Genomic DNA, 21,403 nt, shown 5'->3' on the forward strand with positions numbered 1-21,403 from the left:
GTCCACCCTGCGTCGGCGCCGAGCGGGGCGGCCGGGGCGCGGTCGCGATCAGGCCGAGGAGAGGGGAGAGGCCGGTACCTTCGCCCATCCCGCCTCCGACCGATGAAGCCGCTCGCCGCCCGCACCGACGCCCTCCGCCAGTCCGACATCCGGGCCGTCACCTTCGCCGTCAACCGCGTCGGCGGCGTCAACTTGGGCCAGGGCATCTGTGACCTCGCCACGCCCGCGCCCATCGTCGAGGCGACCGTCGAGGCGCTGAACGACCGCAAAACGTCGATCTACACGGCGTACAACGGCATTCGCTCCCTGCGCGAGGCCATCGCCGCCAAGGCGCTGTCCTTCAACGGCATCGCCGACGTCGATTCCGAGCACGTCGTCGTGTCGAACGGGTCGACGGGCGCCTTCGTCTCGGCGGTCCTGACGCTGTGCGAGGCCGGCGACGAGGTCGTCCTGTTCGAGCCGTTCTACGGCTACCACGCCGGGCTCCTCCGCCTGCACGGCGTCCGTCCCGTGACCGTCCCGCTCGTGCGCGACGGCGCGCGCTGGGCCTTCGACCCCGACGCCCTCGCGCAAGCCGTTACCGAGCGCACCAAGGCCGTCGTCGTCTGCACGCCCGCGAATCCCTCCGGCAAGGTGTGGACGCGCGCCGAGATCGAGGCGCTGTATGCCGTGGCTCGCGAGCGCGACCTGTGGGTGATCACCGACGAGATCTACGAGCACATGGTCTACGACGGGCGCGAGCACGTCTCGCCCGCCTCGTTGCCCGGCGCGTTTGAGCGGACGGTCACGCTGTCCGGCTTCTCGAAGACGTTCAACATGACCGGCTGGCGGCTGGGCTACGCGATCGCGCCCGAGGTCGTCGCCGCCAAGATGGGCCTCGTCAACGACCTCGTCTACATCTGCGCGCCCGCGCCGCTCCAGCACGGGCTCGCGGCGGCGCTCCCGATGCCGGACGCCTACTACGACGAGATGCTGGCGGCCTACACCCGCAAGCGGGCCCGGATGGTGGCCGCCCTCCGCGCCTGCGGCTTCGACGCCGACCCGCCCGAGGGCGCCTACTACGTGCTCGCGGGACTCGGCGACCGACGCGGCACGCCGGGCTTCGAAAGCGCGCGCGCGGCGACTGACACGCTCATCGAGCGCGCGGGCGTCGCGTGTGTCCCCGGGCCGTCGTTCTTCGGCGACCCGGCGGATGGCGACGGCTCGCTCCGCTTCTGCTACGCCAAGGAGGACGCCGTCCTCGACGACGCCTGCGACCGGCTCGTCGCCGCCTTCGGCTAGCGCGCGATCTCGACGCGCCGGCCCTCTGTCAGCGACGTCTTCGCCGCCTCCAGCACGCGGACGACCTCCAGCCCGTCGACCCCGTCCGTCAGCGGCGCGCGGTGCTCGCGGATCGCCGCGACGAACTCCTCGACCTCCCTGCGCAACGGCTCGCCCGCCGGGATCCGGGGCACGGCGATGTCGCCCGAGCGGACGGCCAGCGCGCCCGCCACGTCCGCCGTCCCGGCGATCTCGTCGACGCCTTTGTCGTAGACGCGGACCTTCTCGGAGGCCTCCATATCGTCGATCACGGCCATCTTCTGCGTCCCCACGACGGTCGTCCGGCGGACCTTGTGCGGGTCGAGCCACGACGCATGGACGTGCGCCAGCCGGCCCTCCGGGTACTCGACCGTCGCAAAGACCACGTCCTCGACGCCGTCCTGCAGAAAGTCACGCCCGGTGGCCGTCACCGCGACGGCGTCGCCGAGGAGGGCCCGCGCCACGGCGAGGTCGTGCGGGGCCAGGCTCTCGAACGCGTTCTCCTGCTGGCGGACCACGCCCAGGTTGACGCGCACGCTGTAGAGGTAGCGCAAGTCGCCCAACTCGCCCGCCGCGACGGCGTCCTCGACGTGCCGGAACGCGGGGTGGTAGCGCAGCAGGTGCCCCACCATCAGCCGCCGGTCGCGTTCTTCGGCCAGCGCCACCAGCCGCTCGGCGTCGGCGACGGACTGCGCGAGCGGCTTCTCCACGAACACGTGCTTGCCCGCGCGGAGCGCGGCCTCGGCGAGCGGCGCGTGCAGCGGCGTCTCGGTCGCGATCACGACGGCGTCGACGTGCTCGTCCTCGAACACGGCCTCCGCGTTCCGGTGCGCCCGGGCGTTCGGCGCCAGCCGCGCGGCCTCCGCCAGCGCCGGGTCCGAGGCGTCGCACACGGCGACCACCTCGACGCCGTCGACGGCCACCAGATTGCGCAGCAGGTTCCGGCCCCACCGGCCGACGCCGATCTGGGCGACGTGGAGCTCGTCGGAAAAGGAGAACGACGACATGCGGACGGGGGAGAGGGGCGGGCGCGGTTAGGCCGTGACCTGGCGGGCCGCTGCGAGCGCATCGGTGAGGGCGCGCGCGACGAACGCGCAGTCGTCGGTCGAGAGGTACGGGTGCATCGGCAGCGACAAGACCTCGGCGCAGGCGCGGTCGGTCTCGGGCAGCGACACGTCGCTGACATACGGGCCCATCCGGTGCAGCGGCTCCGGGTAGTAGACCATCGTCGGCACGCCCGCCTCGGTCAGCGATGCGCGCACGGCGTCGCGGGCGTCGGCCGGGAGGCGGACGGTGTACTGATGAAAGACGTGGCGCGCCTCGGGCCGACGTATGGGCCGCGTCACACCGTCCACGTCCGCCAGCAGGGCGTCGTAGCACGCCGCCGCCGCGCGCCGCGCCTCCGTCCACTCGGGGAGGTGGCCGAGGTGGACCGACAGGATGGCCGCCTGGATCGCGTCGAGCCGGCTGTTCACGCCGACCGCCGTGTGGTGGTACTTCTTGGCCGCGCCGTGATTCGCGATCTGCCGGACGCGCGTCGCCAGCGCCTCGTCGGTCGTCAGAATCGCGCCGCCGTCGCCGAAGGCGCCCAGGTTTTTGGAGGGGTAGAACGACAGCGTCCCGACCGCTCCCAGCGTCCCGGCCGGCTGCCCGCTCCACGTTGCCCCGACCGCTTGCGCCATGTCCTCGACGACCGGGATGCCGACCGGGTCGCAGACCGCGCGGATGGCGGTCATGTCGGCGCACTGGCCAAAGAGGTGGACCGGCACGACGGCCTTCGTCCGGACGCTCAGCGCGGCTTGGAGCTTGGCCGGGTCGAGGTTGAACGTCTCCGGGTCGATGTCGACGAAAACGGGCGTGGCGCCGAGCAGCGCCGCCGCCTCGGCGGTCGCGACGAACGTGAACGCCGGGCAGACGACCTCGTCGCCGGGCCCCACGTCGAGCGCCATCAGCGCGATCTGTAGCGCATCGGTGCCGTTTGCGACGCCGAGCGAGAGGACATCCTCGGCGCCGAGCGCCTCGGTGTACGCCGCGATCTCCGACTCGAAGGCGGCCACAAAGGGGCCGCGCACGAACGCGCCCCGGTCGAGCACGGCGGCGATGGCGGCGTCGATCTCGGGCCGAGTGGCCGCGAGCTGTGCGCGGAGGTCGACCATCTGGAGGGACATGGCGGGGGCGTCGGTGGGGGGGCGGCCGAAGGTACCCGGGCCCGTGCGGACGCATCGTGAAGCGGGCGCCGGCGACCAGAGGGCAGCGAGCAGCGAGCAGCGCGCAGGGGGTGGGATGGGTCGGTCGGGTCCAGAAGGGCACAACGCGGGTGCGCAAATCGGCCCCTCGCCCCGTGCCCTCATCCGCCGTTCTCGCGCAACTGCTCCGGGGCCACCGCTCGCGTGTCTTTTGCCGGCACCCCCACGTAGACGCGCCCTCTGCTGGCGGTCTCGGTGACGACCGCGCCCGCCCCGACCACGGCCTCCGACTCGATCTCGCGGCCGGGCAGCACGACGGCGCCGACCCCGAGGCGAGCGCTGGCGCGGATCGTCGGGCCCCCGAACGCGGCCTTCCGCGCCTCCGTGCGTCCCAGAAAGTCGTCGTTGCTCGTCAGCACACCCGGCGCCACGAACACGTCGTCCTCGACCGTCGAGTAGGCCGTGAGGTAGGCGTTCGTCTCCAGCTTGCACCGCGCTCCGACCGTCGTGTCGTTCTCGATGGCGACCCCACGGCCCACGATGGTCTCGTCGCCGACCGTCACTCGCTCGCGCACCGTCGCGTAGTCGGCCACCAGCACCGCGCGCCCCAGCGTCGCGCCTCGGTAGACGACCGCGCCGGTCCCCACGATCGTGTCGTCGCCGACGACGGCCGGCGCCAGCTGGGGGGCCTCGGCCGTCGTCGCGCTCCGGCGCGCCCGCATCGGCCGCTTCCCCACGACCGCGTGGTCGTCGATGCGGACGCCTGCCCCGATCCGGCAGTCGGCGTGGAGCACGACGTGCGCCCCGATGTCGGCGCCCGCGCCGAGCACCACGCCCGCCCCGATCACGGAGAACGGCCCCACACTCGCGTCGGCGACAGAGGCGGACGGGTCGACGACGGCGGTGGGGTGGGCGGGCACGGTGGATCGGGGGGTGGCGGAGCGGCGTAGCTTGCCGAAAGCTACCCCCCGACCCCGATGACGCTCGCCCTCGCCCTCCTGCTCGCGCCCACCCCCGACGGCTTCGGGACCGGCACCGAGTGGCTCGTCTATGTCAGCTTCATCGCGCCCGTGGTCCTCCTGCTGGTGATCTGGATTCTGGGCAGCAAGCGGACGGTGTAGCGTCTCGGGACGCGCCTGGCCACGACGCCGGCGCTCCCGGCGCCCGGCACAAAAAAACGGCGCCGGACCGAGTCCGGCGCCGCAGGGCGTGGTGGGATGCCCGAGGTCAGTGGCTAGGAGCCGATCTGACCGATGTAGTGCTGGGCCCAGCCGTGCCACGCCTGGCCTTCCGTGATGGCCTCGAAGGCGGCACGCGCCTCGGCGTCGTTGCCGGCGCCCATGTGGGCCAGGCCAAGCTGGATGTAGAGGGCCGAGTTGTCCGCCGACGCGTCAGCGTTGTCGACGGCGGTCTGCGCGAACGGCACGGCGTCGGCGCCGCGCTCCATGGCGTTGAGGGCCTTGGCGTAGAAGAAGGCCACCAGGTCGGCGTCGTAGCCGTCGAGGCGGGCCTGCTCCAGGAGCGCGTAGGCGTCGGTGGCCTGCTCCATCGAGATCTCGTTGCCGGAGAGCAGCTGGGTCGCCTGAGCGACCTTGTCGGCCGTCGCGTTGGCGCCGGCCTGGGCCTGCTGCGCGGCGGCATTCGCGGCCCGCTGGTCGAGGGCGGCGGCGACGCGGTCGAGCTGGCTCTGGGCCGTGTCGCGGATGTCCGCGGCGTTCGAGGCGTCGGAGGCTTCCGCCATCGCGATGGCCGCCTCATAGGCGCTGCGGGCGTCCTCCAGGCGACGCTGCGCGGCGAGCGACTGCGCCAGCCCGAGGGCGGCCGCGGCGTAGGACGGGTTGTAGACCAGGGCCTCTTCGAACTTGAGGAGGGAGGCTTCAAAGTCGCGTTCGCGCAAGAGCGAGGCGCCCTCGTCGTAGAGGCCCCGTGCGCGCTCGGGGTCGAGCTCGATGGGCGCCTCGACGGAGTCGGCGGCGGCCACCAGGGTGTCGGCGGGCAGTTCGCCGCCGTCAGACTGGGCGCTGGCGGCGGCCGTCAGGCCGAGGGCGAAGAGGGCGAGGAGGACGAAACGGGACATGTCGGACAAGGGGAGTGGGGCGATGGCTCGGACTACAAACCTACATAGGGTGTGCCACCGTGGGGAACCGCCCCCGGGGGGCGATTCGTGTGCGCCTCCGTCCGCCATCGTGGACGCGCGGTGTGTGCCGCGTCGCTCACTTCTTCCTCCCGTCATGCGCCTCCTCCTGCTCGTCCTCGCCCTCGCGACCTCCGCCTGCGCCCAGGCCCCCACGGAGGCGCCGGCCACCGACGCCTCGCCTCGCCGCGCCGACACGGTCGTCGGCGGCGGCGGCGCACCTACGCGCTCCGATACGGGTCTCACGGCTGGCTCGCGCGACACGCTCGCGGTCATTGACTTCCGGGTGCCCTTGGGCGACGGCGCCATCGTGGCCCGGGTGTCGACGGCGCCGATCACCGACCTGCTCGCGAGCCCCGACGTCGAGACGTTCCCGCTCAACGCGCTCAACTTGCACGACGATGAGAGCACGTCCGTCGACGCCGCCCTCGCGGTCGTCCGCGAGGTGGGTGGGCGTGTGGTGGAGCTGCGGCACTCGGGCGAGCGGAATCTGACCTTCGCCGTCGGCGGCGCCACGTTCCGGGCCGACCCGAACCGCGTGTTCACCGACGCCGGCCGCCGCCGCACACTCGCGTCGCTCTCGACCTCCACCCCGGCCGCCCTCGCCGCGCTGGAGGCCTTCGCCGACTCGGCGCTGGCGGTCTACGCTGCCGTCTCGCCCGCCGTGGTCATCACGCTCCACAACAACACTGAGGACAACTACTCGGCGAGGTCCTACGCGGCGGGCGGGGAGTACGCCAGCGACGCCGCTGCGGTCACCATCCACCCCGGCTCCGACCCCGACGATTTCTTTTTCGTCACCGACCGCGCCCTCTATGACGCGCTCGCGGCGGCGGGCTTCAACGCCGTGCTGCAGGACAACGACGCCGCGACGGACGACGGCTCGCTCTCGGTCTGGGCGGCTCGCCGGGGCGTCCCGTACGTCAACGTCGAGGCCCAGCACGGGCACGTTGAGGCGCAGGCCCGGATGGTCCGGGCCCTCGTCGAGGTCCTCTCCCGGCCGTAGCGGTGGAGGGGCCGGGACCGGACCCGCCGCGCGAGCGGGCCGTATAGGTCACCCTCAGATTCTCGCCATTCCGATGTTTAAGAAGTCGTTCGCCGTCGTCGCCGTCCTGATCGTGGGCGGGCTCGCCGCTGCGTCGGTCCGCTCCGTCTCCGATCCCGAGGGCGTGATGATCCCCGAGCCCATCGAGCGGGACCTCGGCGCCATCATGGAGCGCGACACGCTGATCGCGCTGACGTCGTACACCTCGACGAGCTACTTCCTCTACCGAGGCCTGCCGTTCGGGTACGAGTACGAGCTGCTCCAGGATTTCGCCGAGGAGCGGGACGTCGTCTTTCAGATCAAGGTGGTCCCGCGCGACTCCATCCTGTACTACCTCAACGCCGGCTTGGGCGACATCGCGGCGGCTCGGCTCCAGCCCGTCGTGGAGGACACGTCTCGGTTCGGGTTCACCGTCGATCTCTACCAGACGCAGCCGGCTGTCGTGCAAGCGTCTGAGCTCGCGGACACGACCGAGGTGGAGGCCCCGGGCGTGCCGTCCGAAATCGCCGAGCGCCGCGACCAGATCGACGGCGGGGACATCCCGCGCGACCCGGTCACGATCCGGGCGAGGCGGGTTCGGCGCCCGGCCGACCTCGCGGGCCAGGAGGTGCACCTGCCCACCGGCGACCCCTACATCGAGCGCTTGGTCGAGCTGGAGGACCGCATCAGCGGGGACATCCGGGTCGTCGAGGTCGACACCACGAGCGAGGCGCTGATCCGCAACGTGGCCGTCGGCAACATCGAACTGACCATCGCCCAGGAGAACGTGGCCAAGCTGGAGGAGGGGTACTACGAAAACCTGACCGTGGAGCCCGCCATCGGCGCCCCCCACGGCGTGGCGTGGGCCGTCCGCGACAACGCGCCCGCCCTCCTCACGGCGCTCGACGAGTGGATCCAGGCCAACCGCGACACGCGGCGCTGGAACTCGCTCTACCGCAAGTACTACGTCGACCGCCGGGGCTTCCGCGAACGCATCGAGACGGGCTTCCTGACCGCGCGGACCGGCAACCTCTCGGGCTACGACGACATGCTCAAGAAGTACGCCCCGGGCGTCGGGTGGGACTGGCGGCTGCTCGGGAGCCAGATGTACCAGGAGAGCCGCTTCGAGCCGCGCGCGCGGTCGTGGGCCGGGGCGATGGGGCTCTTGCAAATCATGCCCGCGACCGCTGGCGACCTCGGCCTCGACGACCCCTACGACCCCGAGGCCAACATCGAGGCCGCCGTGCGCTACCTCAAGTGGCTCGAGGACAACTACTGGGGCGAGACGATCGCCGACCCGGGCGAGCGGAAAAAGTTCATCCTGGCCAGCTACAACGCGGGCGCGGGCCACGTGATGGACGCCCAGCGGTTGGCGGAGGCCGAGGGCGGCGACCCGACCCTCTGGGAGGACGTGGCGTACTGGTTGCTCCGCAAGTCCGAAGAGGCCGTCTACAACCGCCCGGAGGTGCGCCACGGGTACGCGCGCGGCCTCGAGCCCGTCCACTACGTCGACATCATCCTGAAGCGCTACGAGCACTACCAGCAATTCGTCGAGGGAGAGGAAGGCGCGGAGTCTGTCCCGGATCAGGAACTCGGCACCTGAGCCATGCCGTTGTGCCCTGGCGGGGCACGCCGTCCCGCCTCGGCGCCGCTGGCGCCCACGCCTAGCTTCCCTGCGAACCCGCCCGGCCGCATGACCGACTTCGCTACGCCGACCGACCCCGACCGCGCCGCTCTCAAGGACGCCCTCACAGAGGTGCTCCGCGAGAACCGCGACTGGCTCCGCGAGCTGGTTCAGGAGGCCCTCGTCGAAGTCGCTCACGCCGAGGCGCGCCGCGAGGCCGACGCCCATGCCGCCGGCGAGCCGACCCGGCCGTACGCCATCCCGCACGGCCGAGCCTGAAGGCCTGCTGGCGCCGAGGTCAGTCGGTGGCGGCTTTCGCGCCGAGCCACGCCTCCCGCGCCTCCCGAATGTCGGGCGTGACCGTCTGCCCCGCGGTCTCGAAGGTCACCACCTCGAGTGTCGGGTCGGCCGCGAGCGTGAGCCGCGCCGTCTTGAGGGCGCCCCGTTGCTCGAACGTGAGTTCGACGTCCGATCCCGGCGGGCGTCGCGCCAGCGTGGACTCGACCGCGGCGGTCGTCGACACGTCGATGCCGTCGATGCGCACGATCCGGTCGCCCGACGACAGCCCGGCCTCATACGCCGGGGTCCCGTGCGGGACCGGCGCGACGATCTCGACCCCGCCGTCGCCGTCGGCGAGTGCGAGCCGGCCGATCGATCCGGCATCTGGTCGCGCCGGACGGAGGACCATGCCGACGGGCGCCAGCAGGCCGGCGTAGTCCATCACCTCGCCCCGGTCGATGTAGCGCGCGAACACGTCGGCGGCGAAGGCCGGGTCGCCGGAGACCTCGCCGAGCACGCGCTCGATGTCGTGGCGGGTGTACGGGCGGGCGGGCGTCGTCGCCGTCTGGTGCCGGCCGAACTCGTCCCACATGGCCTGCATGACGTCGTCGAGCGTGCGGCCGTAGCGCTGGCGGAGCGCGAGGTCGAGCCCGAGCCCGACGATCTCGCCCCACGAGTAGTACGAGATGAACGTGGTCGAGAAGGCGGCCTCGTCGATGGACGTGCCGGCGTCGACGAACGTCGCCATCCGGCTCATCTCGGCCGGGCCGCGGGTCGCTCGCGCCGGCGAGTTGAGGACGTAGTCGAGCGGGCCGGTGATCTCGCCGGCGTAGTCCTCCGTCGTCATCAGGTCAGCGCGGACGCGCGTCAGGCCGTCGTAGTAGCTCGTGAAGCCCTCGCCGAACCACAGGTTCTCGGACGGGTTGGGGCCCGTAAAGTCGAACGGCTCCAGCGCCGCGTCCCGCAGGCGCTCCATGTTCCAGGCGTGGAAGTGCTCGTGCGCGAGCGTCCCGAGCACGCGGAGCGCGCCGTCGCCCTCGAGCGCTCGCGTGCTCGTCAGGATCGTCGAGTTGCGGTGCTCCATGCCGTCGCCGGCGACCCAGGGGAGGTAGTCGGCGAGGAAGGTGTAGGTGCCGTGGTCGAAGGTCGGGAAGGCGCCAAAGACGGCGGCCTGCTCGGCGATCACGCGGCGCGCCATGTCGGCGTAGGCCTCGCCCTCCTCGTCGGTGCCGAGGTGGTGGAGCGCGATCCGGTACCGCGCGCCGCCCTGGTCCCACTCGATGAGCTGGTGGTCGCTGAGCTCGGTCGGCGAGTCCATAAAGTCCGCGAGGTCGGGGGCGGTGAACGTGTGGGGGTTGTCGGTGGGCTGGAGCTGGGTCGCCACGCGCCAGCCGTGGATGGGGTGGAAGGTGACGCGAACGGGCCTCGCTTCGAGCCCGCGCGCCCACGCGAACGCCGCCGGCATGTTGTAGTGCGCGTGCGTCGAGTCGACCCCGGCGTAGGTGCCGTCGGCGCGGTTGCTGTAGAGCGTGTACCGGAACCGGACCGTCCCGTCGTGGCCGCCGACGGTCCACTCGGACGGCGTGGTGCGCGTGACCGCCAGCGGGCGCCCGGCGCCGTCCGTCGCGGACACGTTGAAGACGTTCTTGGCGAACTGGTGGATGGCGTATCGGCCGGGCGAGGACTGGCTCATGACGACCGTCAGCGGGTCGGCGTCGAGCCCGGCGAAGGTGGCCGCGATCTCGGTCTCGTGCGCGGCGGCGTTCGGCCACGAGACGTCGTAGGCGACGGGCTGGCGGTCGCCGCCCTGCGGTTGGGCCGCCAGCGGTGCGGCGAGGAGCAGGAGGGCGAGCAGGCGTCCGGCAGTGGGCATCGGAAGGGGAGAAGGGGAGCGCAAGGATAGGACCGGGGGGGCGGGGGGGAACGCCGCCCGCCCGCCGGCGATAGGCCGGGCCCGCCTCCACTCCGCCCGTGCGCACAGTCCTCCTCGCCCTCGTCGCCGCCCTCACCGTCTCCGCGTGCGGCGGCGACGGCCGGACCCCGCTGCTCGTCTACTCGCCCCACGGCAAGGAGATGTTGCGCGCCTATGAGGAGGCCTTCGAGGCCGAGAACCCGACGGTCGACGTGCAATGGATCGACCTCGGCAGCCAGGAGGTGTACGACCGGATCGCGGGCGAGAGGGCCAACCCGCAAGCGTCGGTTTGGTGGGGCGCCCCCCAGACCCTCTTCATGCGCGCCGCCGCGGACTCGCTCTTGCAGCCGTTTGTCCCGAGCTGGGCCGACGCCGTCCCCGCCACCGCCAAGGACGCCGACGGCCTGTGGTACGGGACCTACCTCACGCCCGAGGGCCTGCTCTACAACACGACCGCCGTCGCCGAGGGCGAGGTGCCGCGCGACTGGGACGCCCTCCTCGACCCGGTGTGGCGGGACCGCATCCTGATCCGCTCGCCGCTCGAATCCGGGACCATGCGGACGATCTGGGGCGCGCTCATCCTGCGCCAGCCGACCGTCGAGGACGGCTACCGCTGGCTCGCGCGGCTCGACCAGAACACGAAGGGCTACGCCGCCAACCCGACCCAGCTCTACCTGGGGATCTCGCGCGGCGAGGCGGATCTGACGTTGTGGAACCTGCCCGACACGTACCTCCAGGCGCAAGACTACTCGTTCGGCTTCCACGCTCCCGACTCCGGCACGCCCGTCCTGGTCGACGCCATCGGCATCCCGGCGCGTGCGCCGCAGCCGGAGCTGGCGCGCGCCTTCATCGAGTTCGTGACGACGCGCGAGGCGCTTAGGCGTCAGGCTGCCGACTTCCACCGCATCCCCGCCCGCACAGACATCGCAGCCTCGGAACTCCCGGACTGGATGGGGGAGGGGACCTTCACGCCGATGGACCTCGACTGGGACCGCTTGTCGACCGAGGGCCCCGAGTGGATGCAGGTCTGGGACGAGCAGATCAAGGGCCGCGGCGCCGAGTACCTCGCCGAGCACCCGGCTGAGTGACGCCTGCTGGCGGCGGGCCTCGGCCGGCGGAGGTACGTTCGGGCTTTCGACGCCCCCGTCCGCGCCATCGTCTTCTCGAACCTCATGTACGTCGCGCTCGGCGGCGCCGTCGGTGCCGTCGCCCGGTACAGCGTGGGGCTGGCCGCGCTGCGATGGGACACGACCGCGCCGTGGGGGACGTGGGGCGTCAACGCCCTCGGCTGCCTGCTGATCGGGCTGGCCATCCCGCTCGTTCGCGCCGACGGCCCGCGGCTGGCGCTCGTCGTCGGCGTGCTCGGCTCGTTCACCACGTTCTCGACGTACTCGGCCGACACGGTCCTCTTGTGGGAGGCCGGGCGCCGGGGGGTGGCGCTCGCGAACGCGGCGGGGAGCGTCGCTGTGGGGGTCACCTTCGTGGTCCTCGGGCTGGCGCTCGGCCGGCACCTCGCGGGCTGAGGGGGAAGGCCGCTATTGCAGGGTGACTCCACCCACCTCGTCCCCGAGGCGAGGGGTAGAGGGCTGCATTCCTGCGCTCCGACTCCGCGAAGACCGGGCGGGCGCCTTGCCGGGGTGGCGGCCCGGTCGCATCTTGGAAGCCCCCCTTCCGATCCGCGCCGTGTCCCTCCGTCTGTTCGCCCTCCTGCTCGCGTGCGCCCTCGCCGCGCCCTCCGCCGCCGCTCAGCCGGCCACCGCCGAGGCCGTCCCTGCCGCCGAGGCCGCATTCCAGAACGGGATCGCCAGCTACGGGTCGGGCGAATACGCCGAGGCCGGGCGCCTCTTTGCCCGCGCCGCCGACGAGTTCGGCTTCAACGAGCGGACCACGGCGGCCACGTTGATGCTCGCCAAGGCCGCCTACGCCGACGGCGACTTCGACCAGGCCATCGCCGCCGCGACCCGACTGATCGCGCAGTACCCCCAGAGCCGCTACGTCGAGCCCGCCCGCGCCGTGCTCGCCGACGCCACGACCGGCGGGCGTGGTGGACGGGGCCGACCGCTCGATCTCGGCGTCGTGCTCCCGATCGCGGGCGAGAGCGGCTACCTCGGACAGGCCCTGTTCAACGGCATCCACATCGCCGTCGACGAGCGCAATGCGTCGGGGACGGGGCGGCCCGTGCGGCTCGTCTTCCGCGACTCCCGGGGCACCGGCGACGGCGCGCGCGGGGCCGTCGAGGCCGTAGTCGCTGAGGGCGCCGACGCCATCGTAGGACCGCTCTTCAGCGACGAAGCCGAGCCCGCTGGCGGCGCTGCCGAGGCGGCGCGCGTCGTGCTGGTCGCTCCGCTGGCGACCGCGGCGGACGTGAGCGCCAGCCGCCGCTTCGTTTTCCAGGCCAACCCGACGTTCGCCGAGCGGGGCCGCGCGATGGCCCGCTATGCGACGGGGCGGCTCGGCCTCGACCGGCTCGGGGTCGCCGCCGAGCGCCAGACGCTGGGGGCGGACATGGCGGGTGCGTTCGCCGCCGAGGCCCGTCGTCTGGGTGCCCGCGTCGACTTTGAAACCCTCCTCGACAGCGCCGACGACTGGCAGGACCTCGACCGTGAGGTGGGCGAGGCGGCCCTCCGTGCCGTCGACGCCGTCTACCTCCCCGTGACCGGCCGCGACGCCCCACGCTACGCCGACGACGCCTTGCGTTCGCTCGACGCGGTCGGCCGCGCGCCCCGGCCGCTGGGCAACACCGAATGGGAGGGACTGCAGGCCTCGAAGGCCCGCGCCAGCCGCCTCGGTGCCGTCTTCACCCAGGACTTCTTCGTCTCGCCCGGCGCCGCCGACGCCTTTGGCCGCCGCTACCGCGACCTCTCGGGGATCGGACAGGACCGGCTCGCGATCATCGGCTACGACATCACCCGGCTCGTGCTGCGCGAGGCCGAGGCCGATGAGGGCGAACTCGCCGATGCGCTCCGTGCGGCCCCGACCTTCGAGGGGCTCGGCCACCGGTTCCACTTCGACGGCGGCCAGGTCAACGAGGCCCTCTACATCCTGGGCTTCCGCGACGGCCAGGCGGTGCTGCTCGAGTAAGGGCACGGGGAAAGGGGCACGGGCGGATCGACCAGAGCGACGGCGACCGCTGGGGTTTGCGTGCTGCCCGTTCCGCGTTCCCAGTCCCTCTTTCCCGCGAGCGACCGCGAGCCCCCCCGTCTTCGCCGCTTCTCGTCGACCATAGGCGGTGAGAGGGGGCGACCTTGGCCTGCAATAAGCCGTTTGGGACCCCGTTCCCCGGCCCTGTCCGACTCGCGCCTCGCCCCCTCGCTCATGCCGTTCCGTTCCGGGCTCCTCGCCCTTCTCGTCGCCGTCGCCGCCGGATGTGGAGGCGGGCCCACGACGTTCGGGACCGCCCAGGCCGCCTACGACCAGGCCACCGCCGAAGCGGAGCGCGGGCGCCACTCGCTCGCCATCGAGTACTACCGCGCCGCCCTCGACTTCGGCCGGACCGGTGAACTCGCCGACGACGCCCAGCTTGGCCTCGCCCGCGCCTACGCCGCCGACGGGCAGTATCTGCTGGCGGGCAACGAGTTTACGCGATTCATCGAGTTCTACCGGACCGATGACCGGATCGAGCAGGCCGCCTACGAGCGCATCCAGGCCTATGCCGAGCTGAGCCCGCGGTACGAGCTGGACCAGACCGACACCCGGCAGGCGCTCGCCTACATCCGCATCTTCACGGACCGCTACCCGCAGAGCCCCAACATCGCGGCGGCCGAGGCGCTGGCGGCAGAGCTCCGTGAGAAGCTGGCCCGCAAGGCCTTCGAGTCGGGCAAGCTGTATGAGCGGCGCGAGTACTACGAGGCGGCGGTGATCGCCTTCAAGCGCGTTCTCGAGGAGTACCCGTCGAGCGAGTACGCCGACGACGCCATGCTCGGCGCCGTCCGCGCCCAGGTGACCTACGCCGACGGCTCTGTCGCCTCGCGCCAGGAGGCTCGCTACCAGACGGCCCTCGACCTCTACGACCAGCTCACGACCCTCTTTCCGCAGAGTTCGACGCTCCGTGAGGCGCAGACGCTCTACGACCGTGCCTACGCGGGCTGGCAGGCCGCCAGCGCCGCCGCGCAAGCCGAGTAGTCAGGGCAAGGGGGAAGGGGCAAAGAGTGACGGGCGGAGTTCCCACGCCTAAGCCGTCCTCGGCTGGCGATTGCCCCCCCACGTCGTCCCCTCTCCTCACGGGCCAGGGTGAGGGTGTCTGCCCGCTGGCTCACGCCGGTCTACGGGCGCACGTCCCGTTGGCGCGGTCCCGTCCGTTGCTGCCAGCCGGTCGCCCTCCCCCGGCCCCTCCCGTCTGGGAGAGGAGGTTTTCTCGGAGGCCTCGGCCATCTGCAATCGCGAGCTCACCCGTAGCGCCGAGGTGTCCCACGACGCGAGCCGAGCGCGAGCCGGTCGGGCGAGAGATTTGCTGAGGGACAACGGAAGGGCGCGGGCGCAAGTCACTCGCAGGGCGCACCATCCGTGATGCGAGGCCCCACCAATGGTGTGACCTTGCGGGCGTGTCCTGCGGCTCAAGCCCTGCCCCTCAGGGGCGACCCCCTGCCATGCCCTTCACCCCCGACGCCGTCTCCCGCGCCCAGGCTGGCGACGCCGCCGCTCGCGACGCCCTGCTCGCGGCCGTCGAGCGCCCTATCCGTGGGTTCTTCCGTGCGCGGATCGGCGCCTCGTCCCAGGTCGACGATCTGGTGCAGAACGCCCTGATCCGCGTCCTTCGTGGACTCGACGCGCTCCAGAATCCGGCCCGGTTCAAGGCCTTCGCCATGAAAGCCGCCCTCTTCGAACTCCAGGACTTCTACCGCGGCCGGTACTCGTCGCGCGAGGCCCTCTTCGACCCCGACCTCCCGACTCCGGGCTCGGTCGACGCCGAAGACGTCGCGCTGCGTGTCGACTTGGAAAACGCCATGACCGTCCTCACCGACCACGCCCGCGCGATCCTCGAAATGCGAGAGCTGGGCTACGCCTACGCCGAGATCGCCGACACCCTCGACACCACGGAGGCCGCCGTCAAGATGCAGGTCAAGCGGGCCTTCGAAAAGCTCCGGGACGCCCTCACCGGCGCGCTCGTGTTGGCCGCCGCCCTCCTCGGCACCTTTTAAAGAGACCCATGCGTGACACCGACGCCCTCGCTTTTTTCGACGCCCTGCCGCCTGACGAGCGGGCCGCCCTCGACGCCGCCGTGGCCGCCGAGCCCGCGCTTGCGGAGGCGTTCGCTCGCTGGCGTTCGCTGCGCTCCGCCGTCCGCGCCGATCTGGCGCGCGACCTGCCGGACCGCGCTCTGCTCGTGCTCTACGCGCTGGCGGATCCCGACCTCTTGAGCGACGCCGAGCAGGCGCGTGTCGACGACGCCCGCCCGGCGCTCGACGCCGCGCTCGCAAAGCACCCCGGCCTGGCCGCTGCCGTCCGCCGTATCCGCTCCGACCGCGACGCCTTCGACGCCGCCTGGGCCGACGCCGCCGCCGAGCCCGACGCCGCCCCGCTGGCGCACGTCACTGACGCCCCCGCCCGCAGCCGTCCGCGCACCGATCGCCAGCCCGCCGACCGCCAGCCGCTCCGCCTCGTCCGCCCGACCCGCTGGGTGATGCGCGTCGCCGCCGTGTTCGCCGTCGTCGCCTTCGGTGCGGTCCTGACGCAGCTGTACCTCCGCGACGCCGGGTGGGAAACGTTGGTGGGCGCTCAGACCGTGACGTTCGAAGACGGCACGACCGTCCAACTCGCCGACAACGCCCGGCTCGCCGTCGCCGAGGCCCGAGGCCGAGAGGCGCGCCTGCTGGCGGGCGAGGCGCTCTTCCGCGTGACCCGCAACCCCGACGCGCCGTTCTCGGTGACGACCCCGAACGCGGACGTCGTCGTGCTCGGCACCACGTTTGCCGTTGACGCGAGCGACGTGCGGACCGAGGTGACGCTCGTGACCGGCGCCGTGACCGTGGCGCCTCGGGAGACGCCCGCCGCCGCCGTGACGCTGGCGCCCGGCCAGCGAACGACCGTACTCGCCCTCGACGCCCCAACCGCGCCCACCTCGGCGGACCTCGGGGCCCTCTCATGGACCGGCGTCGTCTTCGGCCGCGGCAAGACGGTCGGGCAGATCGCCGCCCACCTGAGCGAGTTGTTTGAGGTCCCGATCTCGGTCGACCCCGCGCTCGCGTCGGTGACGATGGGCGACGGCGAGTTTGGCGCGAACGGCCTGGACGCCGACCTCCGCTTGCTGGCGATGGGCGTCGAGGGACGCGTCGAGGCTGACGGTCGCGGATTCCGAATCGTCGAGTAAGGCGCGGCCCCAACGCGCGGAGCGGGGGGCGCCGCCCGTTGGGGCCGTCTCTATCCTCCCGCCGTGCGCCCCGCCGCCCTCGTCCTCTGCCTCGTGGCCGTGCTCACCGCCCGGCCCGCCGCCGCACAGGACGAGGCCGAGTTCGTCTGGGTCAAGGCCCCGCTCGCGGACGCGCTCTACGAGCTGGCCGAGGCGACCGGTCTGGAACTGGTCTTCGCCTTGCGCTTGGTCGAGGACGTGCGCGTCACGGGCAGCTACCGGGCGACCGACGACCCCGACCGCGCGCTCCGCCTCATCTTGCGCGATTCCGGCGTCCGCGCCGAGCGGATCCGCGAGGGGCAGTACGTGCTCATCAAAGAGCCGCTCAACGTCCGGCCCGACATCGAGACGGCGCGCGAGGCGTACACCGGCACGCTCGATGGCCGCGTCGTCGACGCCGAAAGTGGCGTCGCGCTCTTGGGCGCCCACGTCTGGCTCGTCGATCTCGGGCTGGGCGATGTGGTGGGGGGCGACGGCGGATTTGCCGTCCCCGATCTCCCGACGGGTCGCTACGTCGTCCGCGTCTCGCACGTCGGCTACCGGCCCGTCCGCATCGAACTCGACGTCTTCCCGGACTCCCCGCGCCTGCCCCCGACGATCCGCCTGCAGCCGGATCTCTTGGAAAGCACCGACGCCCGCGTGGTCGCCGGGCCCGAGCCGCCCGGCCCGACGCCGGGCTCGACCGACCTCAGCGCCCTCGGCTCCCGGCAGGCCGCCGCCATCCCGTACGCGCTCGGCGAGGCCGACCTCGCGGCGACGCTGTCGTGGCTCCCCGGCTTGTCGCGGACGGGCGGCGCATCTGGGGCCATCGTCGTCCGCGGCTCCGACCCGCACCGGACGCGCTACGTCCGCGACGGCGTCCCGCTCTACGAGCCGTGGCACGCCTTCGGCCTGTTCTCGGCGTTCCAGCCCGAGGCCCTGTCGCGCGTCCGCTTTTACCGGGGCTCGCTCCCGGCCGCGCTCGGCGGCGGGCTCGCGGCCGTCCTCGATGTTGAGACGACAGACGCGCTCGCGGGCGACACGCTGCGAACCCTCGGCGCCGGGCTCATCGCCGTCCGCGCCGTCGCCGATGTGCCGGTGGGGGAGAACGTCGGCGTGCACGTCGGCTTGCGGCGCTCGACACTCGGCCTGCTGGTCGCGCCCGGCTTGCGGACCGAGGGCGGCGCGCTCGTGCTCGACCCCGCCGGGGGCAGCCCGTTCGAGGGCGACCGGCCTGAGGTGTCGTTCGCCGACGCCGCCGTCAAAGTCAGCACCCGGCTCGCGTCGTCGGCCCGCCTCGACGTGTCGGCGACGGGCGGGCAGGACGCGGTTCGGCTGGGCACGGTCGCCGGCCAGCCCGGCCTCGACTACCGCTGGCAGACGCACACCGCGTCGGCGCGGCTGCGGGCGCTTCAGGGCGAGAAGACGTTCGTGACCGCCGTCGCGTACCGCTCGGGACACTCGGCCACAGAGCGGCGGCTCGGAACCGGCCGCGCGGAGCAGACGCTCGTCGAGCACGGAGCGACGCTCGACCTCGACCACTTTCGCTCGACGACCCTTCAAGTTCAGGGCGGCCTCCAGCTGGCGAGCCGATCCGTAGATGGCGCCGCCGAGCCCGGCGGAATCGGTCGCCAGCGGACCGCCGAGGGCGCGGCGTACCTCGCGGCCACGATTCGCCCGGCGCCCGACTGGCAGATTCAGCCCGGGGTCCGCGTCGAGGCCCACACGTCCGAAACGGCCGTGACCGCGCTCGACCTCAGCCCCCGCGTCTTTGCCCGCTACGAGCGCGGCGACCGGCTCGTGGTCCGGGCCGGGCTGAGCCGACAAACGCAAGCCGTGCACCGCGTCCGCGACCGCGTCGAGGGCCGGTACGCGCTGGCGGCCTCCCGATGGTTGCTCGCCGATGCCAACGTGCCCGTGGCGCGGTCGTGGCAGGCCGGGCTGGGCGCCGAGGTCGCCGCGACCGACCGGCTGGCGCTGAGCGTCGATCTCTACGCGCACCGCTCGACGGGCCTGCTCGAACCCCGCGACGGCCCGGCGCAAGAGGCCGGTGTCGATCCGGCCGCGCTGCTGGCGGGCCACCCGGCGCACGACGGGCGCGCCGCCGGCCTCGAAGCCGCCGCCCGCCTCGACGTGGGCCCGTGGACGCTGGGCGCCAGCGGGGCGCTCGCGCTCGCCGAGGTCCGCCCCGAGACGGGCGGGGACTGGCGACCCTCCGCGTATTCGCGCCCGCTCGCGCTCGGCTTGATCGCCCAGCGCGCGCGCGGCCCATGGACGGCGGCCCTCCGCCTGGACGCCGAGTCAGGGCTGGCGGGACCCGGCGGCGTGCGCGACCGGGTCGGCTTGCGCGCCAGCGCCGCCGTCGGCCTCCACGGCACCCGCGCGGGCTTCCGCTGGACCGCGCTCGCGCAAGCCACGGCCCGCCCCCCGACAAGCACGACGTCCGCTCCGTTCGACCCCGACCTCCCGTTGGCGACCGACGCGCGCGGCTTGCCCGGCTGGCCCGTCGTCAGCGTCGCCGTCCGCTGGTAGCCCGGTGACGCGGGACCCGGCACCCGGTCTCGCGTACCCTGTCGACTCCCCACCCCGATCCCGTGGCGTTCAACACCCAGCGGCGCGAGCGCGTCGACCCCGCCGACCTCGACCTCGCCGACGGCACCGTCACGCGCGTCGCCCAGCAGAAAAAGGACCTAGACCGCGCCAGCGTCTTTATCGACGACGCCTTCGCGTTCGGGCTGTCGGTCGAGCTGGTCATCAAAGCGGGCGTCCGTAAGGGGATCGTGCTCACAGCGGCGCAGCAGCGCGAGTTGCTGGTGCAGCAGGAGACATACGCGGCGAAGGCCTCGGCGCTGGCCGGGCTGTCCGTGAAGGCGCGGACTGCGAGCGAGGTCCGCGAGTCGCTGGTGCGCAAGGGGTATGCGGAGGCCATCGTCGAGGACACGGTCGACGGGCTGGAGCGGCTGGGGCTGATCGACGACGACGCGTTCGCTCGCGCCTTCGTGACCGGCCGGTTCTCGGGGAGCGGCTACGGCCCGTCCCGGCTCCGCCAGGACCTGATGCGGAAGGGGGTCGCGCGGGCGACCATCGACGCGGCGCTCGCCGAGCTGGCCGAGACCGAGGACCTCGCGGACTCCGCGACGCAGCAGGCGGCGAAAAAGTGGCGCGCGCTCGCATCGGAGACCGACGACCGCAAGCGGCGCAAGAAGACGATGGACTTCCTGGTCCGGCGCGGCTTCGGCTTCGACACCGCCCGCAACGCCGTTGACGACGTGGCGGAGGACGAAGAAACCTGGGACGACGCGTGACGGCGCCCGCCCTCCGCGCCGGGGCGTTCGCGTGCGCCGGCTTGGTGCTCGCGAGCGGGGCCGCGTTCCCTCTCGTTGCCGCCCGGTCGGTCGGCGCTGTGGCGCCGGTCGCGGCGATCGGTGACGGGGCGCTCCACGCGCTTGCGCCCGCACTCGCGCTGGTCGTGATCGCCCGGCTCGGCCGGAGCGGGCGTTTGGCCTCGTGGGCCGCGTTCGTCGGCGCCGCGCTGACGCTGGCGCTCGGGCTCGCGCTCTACGCCGCCGCCCTCGCGGCCAGCCGCCCGGACGCCGCGATGGTGGCCACCGATCTCGTCCCGCTCCGACAGCTTGCGGCGGCCGCGGTCGCGGCGTGGGCGACGTGGGTCGTTCGAGGGCGGGACTGAGGGAATGGCAAGCGGGCGTCGTTTCCCCGACTCGCTTCGTCTCGACGCCACAGTCCAGCCTTGCGAAGCGGTCTATTCTCCCGTCTCCACTCTTGATTCCTCGATGTCCGAAGACTCCGCCCAGCTCGCCGCTGCCGTCGCCGCCGTTCGCCAGCACACCGATCTCGTGCCCGAGCTGGCGCTCGTTTTGGGCTCCGGCCTCGGTGCGCTCGCCGACGACATCGAGGACGCGGTCGTGATCTCGACCGGCGACGTCCCGCACTACCCGGGCTCGACGGTCGAAGGGCACGCCGGGCGGCTGGTGCTGGGCGACCTGGCCGGCCGGCCGGTCCTCGTCATCCAGGGCCGCGCGCACGCCTACGAGGGGCACTCCCCGCGCGCGCTCGGCTTCCCGATCCGCCTCGCGCACGCGCTCGGCGCGCGCGGCCTGATCCTGACGAACGCGGCGGGCGGCGTCAATCCGGCGTTCGGGCCGGGCACGCTGATGCTCATCACCGACCACCTCAACCTGTCGTTCCTGAGCCCGCTCGCAGGCCCGGTGGGGGAGGGCGAGACCCGGTTCCCGGACATGTCGAACCCGTACGACGAGGCGTGGCGGGTCAAGGCGCGTGACATTGCGCTCGCACACACCATTCCGTACCGTGAAGGCGTCTACGTGTGGACGGCCGGGCCGTCGTATGAGACGCCCGCCGAAATCCGCTTTTTCGCCAGCGCCGGCGCCGATGCCGTCGGCATGAGCACGGTGCCCGAGGCCATCCAGGCCGCCGCCCTGGGCGTGCCGGTGCTCGGCATCTCGACCATCACCAACCCCGCCGCCGGGCTCTCCGCCGCCCCGCTCGATCACACCGAGGTGCTCGAAGTCGGCCGCGCCGTTCGAGACCGGCTCTCCACCTGGGTCCGAGCCATCGTCGCCGACGGCGTTTAGCCGGCCC

At 72.7% G+C, this 21,403-nt stretch carries 20 protein-coding genes; 15 read left to right on the forward strand and 5 right to left on the reverse strand.

What is annotated here, in order from left to right:
- The first annotated feature begins 102 nt into the window (after positions 1–102).
- Positions 103–1,281 (forward strand): pyridoxal phosphate-dependent aminotransferase, encoded by a 1,179-nt coding sequence (locus tag ACLII4_RS09005; RefSeq protein WP_412067054.1) that lies wholly within the window; start codon positions 103–105, stop codon positions 1,279–1,281.
- Here ACLII4_RS09005 and ACLII4_RS09010 read toward each other — a convergent pair.
- The 3 genes from ACLII4_RS09010 to ACLII4_RS09020 form a co-directional block, all read right to left on the reverse strand.
- Positions 1,278–2,306: a Gfo/Idh/MocA family protein gene (locus tag ACLII4_RS09010; RefSeq protein WP_412067055.1), complete on the reverse strand. Its 1,029-nt coding sequence runs from the start codon at positions 2,304–2,306 to the stop codon at positions 1,278–1,280. The genes ACLII4_RS09005 and ACLII4_RS09010 overlap by 4 nt on opposite strands.
- Before the next feature lie 27 nt (positions 2,307–2,333).
- A complete protein-coding gene (locus ACLII4_RS09015) occupies positions 2,334–3,467 on the reverse strand; it encodes a DegT/DnrJ/EryC1/StrS family aminotransferase (RefSeq protein ID WP_412067056.1) in 1,134 nt (377 codons plus the stop codon).
- 179 nt (positions 3,468–3,646) lie between these two features.
- Positions 3,647–4,405, reverse strand: coding sequence for a DapH/DapD/GlmU-related protein (locus ACLII4_RS09020; protein ID WP_412067057.1), 759 nt, complete (start codon positions 4,403–4,405; stop codon positions 3,647–3,649).
- Positions 4,406–4,462: 57 nt separating this feature from the next.
- On the opposite strand from ACLII4_RS09020, the gene ACLII4_RS09025 reads away from it, so the two are divergent.
- Positions 4,463–4,606, forward strand: a complete 144-nt coding sequence (locus tag ACLII4_RS09025; protein WP_412067058.1) for a hypothetical protein — start codon at positions 4,463–4,465, stop codon at positions 4,604–4,606.
- Between the two features lie 113 nt (positions 4,607–4,719).
- Here ACLII4_RS09025 and ACLII4_RS09030 read toward each other — a convergent pair whose 3' ends face one another.
- A complete protein-coding gene (locus ACLII4_RS09030) occupies positions 4,720–5,562 on the reverse strand; it encodes a hypothetical protein (RefSeq protein WP_412067059.1) in 843 nt (280 codons plus the stop codon).
- A gap of 154 nt (positions 5,563–5,716) precedes the next feature.
- Between ACLII4_RS09030 and ACLII4_RS09035 the strand changes: the two genes are divergently transcribed.
- From ACLII4_RS09035 to ACLII4_RS09045, 3 genes are all read left to right on the forward strand, one after another.
- A complete protein-coding gene (locus ACLII4_RS09035) occupies positions 5,717–6,625 on the forward strand; it encodes a hypothetical protein (RefSeq protein WP_412067060.1) in 909 nt (302 codons plus the stop codon).
- Positions 6,626–6,698: 73 nt separating this feature from the next.
- Entirely contained in the window at positions 6,699–8,246 is a 1,548-nt protein-coding gene (locus tag ACLII4_RS09040) for a transglycosylase SLT domain-containing protein (protein WP_412067061.1), read from the forward strand.
- A gap of 90 nt (positions 8,247–8,336) precedes the next feature.
- Entirely contained in the window at positions 8,337–8,546 is a 210-nt protein-coding gene (locus ACLII4_RS09045) for a hypothetical protein (RefSeq protein ID WP_412067062.1), read from the forward strand.
- Positions 8,547–8,565: 19 nt separating this feature from the next.
- Here ACLII4_RS09045 and ACLII4_RS09050 read toward each other — a convergent pair whose 3' ends face one another.
- A complete protein-coding gene (locus ACLII4_RS09050) occupies positions 8,566–10,419 on the reverse strand; it encodes a M61 family metallopeptidase (RefSeq protein ID WP_412067063.1) in 1,854 nt (617 codons plus the stop codon).
- 98 nt (positions 10,420–10,517) lie between these two features.
- Here ACLII4_RS09050 and ACLII4_RS09055 point away from each other — a divergent pair, with 98 nt between their 5' ends.
- From ACLII4_RS09055 to ACLII4_RS09100, 10 genes are all read left to right on the forward strand, one after another.
- Positions 10,518–11,546, forward strand: a complete 1,029-nt coding sequence (locus tag ACLII4_RS09055; RefSeq protein ID WP_412067064.1) for an extracellular solute-binding protein — start codon at positions 10,518–10,520, stop codon at positions 11,544–11,546.
- Positions 11,547–11,630: 84 nt separating this feature from the next.
- Complete coding sequence (locus ACLII4_RS09060) at positions 11,631–11,981, forward strand: fluoride efflux transporter FluC (RefSeq protein WP_412067065.1); 351 nt, start codon at positions 11,631–11,633, stop codon at positions 11,979–11,981.
- Positions 11,982–12,141: 160 nt separating this feature from the next.
- The gene (locus tag ACLII4_RS09065) at positions 12,142–13,539 is read left to right on the forward strand and encodes an ABC transporter substrate-binding protein (RefSeq protein WP_412067066.1); all 1,398 of its coding nucleotides are present in this window, start codon (positions 12,142–12,144) and stop codon (positions 13,537–13,539) included.
- Between the two features lie 234 nt (positions 13,540–13,773).
- The gene (locus tag ACLII4_RS09070; RefSeq protein WP_412067067.1) at positions 13,774–14,580 is read left to right on the forward strand and encodes an outer membrane protein assembly factor BamD; all 807 of its coding nucleotides are present in this window, start codon (positions 13,774–13,776) and stop codon (positions 14,578–14,580) included.
- Positions 14,581–15,044: 464 nt separating this feature from the next.
- Positions 15,045–15,596 carry an RNA polymerase sigma factor gene (locus ACLII4_RS09075; RefSeq protein WP_412067068.1) on the forward strand — a complete coding sequence of 184 codons (552 nt, stop codon included), beginning with the start codon at positions 15,045–15,047 and terminating at the stop codon, positions 15,594–15,596.
- Between the two features lie 8 nt (positions 15,597–15,604).
- Complete coding sequence (locus tag ACLII4_RS09080; RefSeq protein ID WP_412067069.1) at positions 15,605–16,765, forward strand: FecR family protein; 1,161 nt, start codon at positions 15,605–15,607, stop codon at positions 16,763–16,765.
- 63 nt (positions 16,766–16,828) lie between these two features.
- Positions 16,829–19,315, forward strand: coding sequence for a TonB-dependent receptor domain-containing protein (locus ACLII4_RS09085; protein WP_412067070.1), 2,487 nt, complete (start codon positions 16,829–16,831; stop codon positions 19,313–19,315).
- Positions 19,316–19,377: 62 nt separating this feature from the next.
- Complete coding sequence (locus ACLII4_RS09090) at positions 19,378–20,088, forward strand: regulatory protein RecX (RefSeq protein ID WP_412067071.1); 711 nt, start codon at positions 19,378–19,380, stop codon at positions 20,086–20,088.
- Entirely contained in the window at positions 20,085–20,471 is a 387-nt protein-coding gene (locus tag ACLII4_RS09095; protein ID WP_412067072.1) for a hypothetical protein, read from the forward strand. The genes ACLII4_RS09090 and ACLII4_RS09095 overlap by 4 nt, the downstream gene beginning before the upstream one ends.
- A 103-nt stretch (positions 20,472–20,574) precedes the next feature.
- Positions 20,575–21,396: a purine-nucleoside phosphorylase gene (locus tag ACLII4_RS09100; RefSeq protein WP_412067073.1), complete on the forward strand. Its 822-nt coding sequence runs from the start codon at positions 20,575–20,577 to the stop codon at positions 21,394–21,396.
- The last annotated feature ends 7 nt before the right edge of the window (positions 21,397–21,403 follow it).

Source organism: Rubrivirga aquatilis (assembly GCF_046845665.1).
GTDB lineage: Bacteria > Bacteroidota > Rhodothermia > Rhodothermales > Rubricoccaceae > Rubrivirga.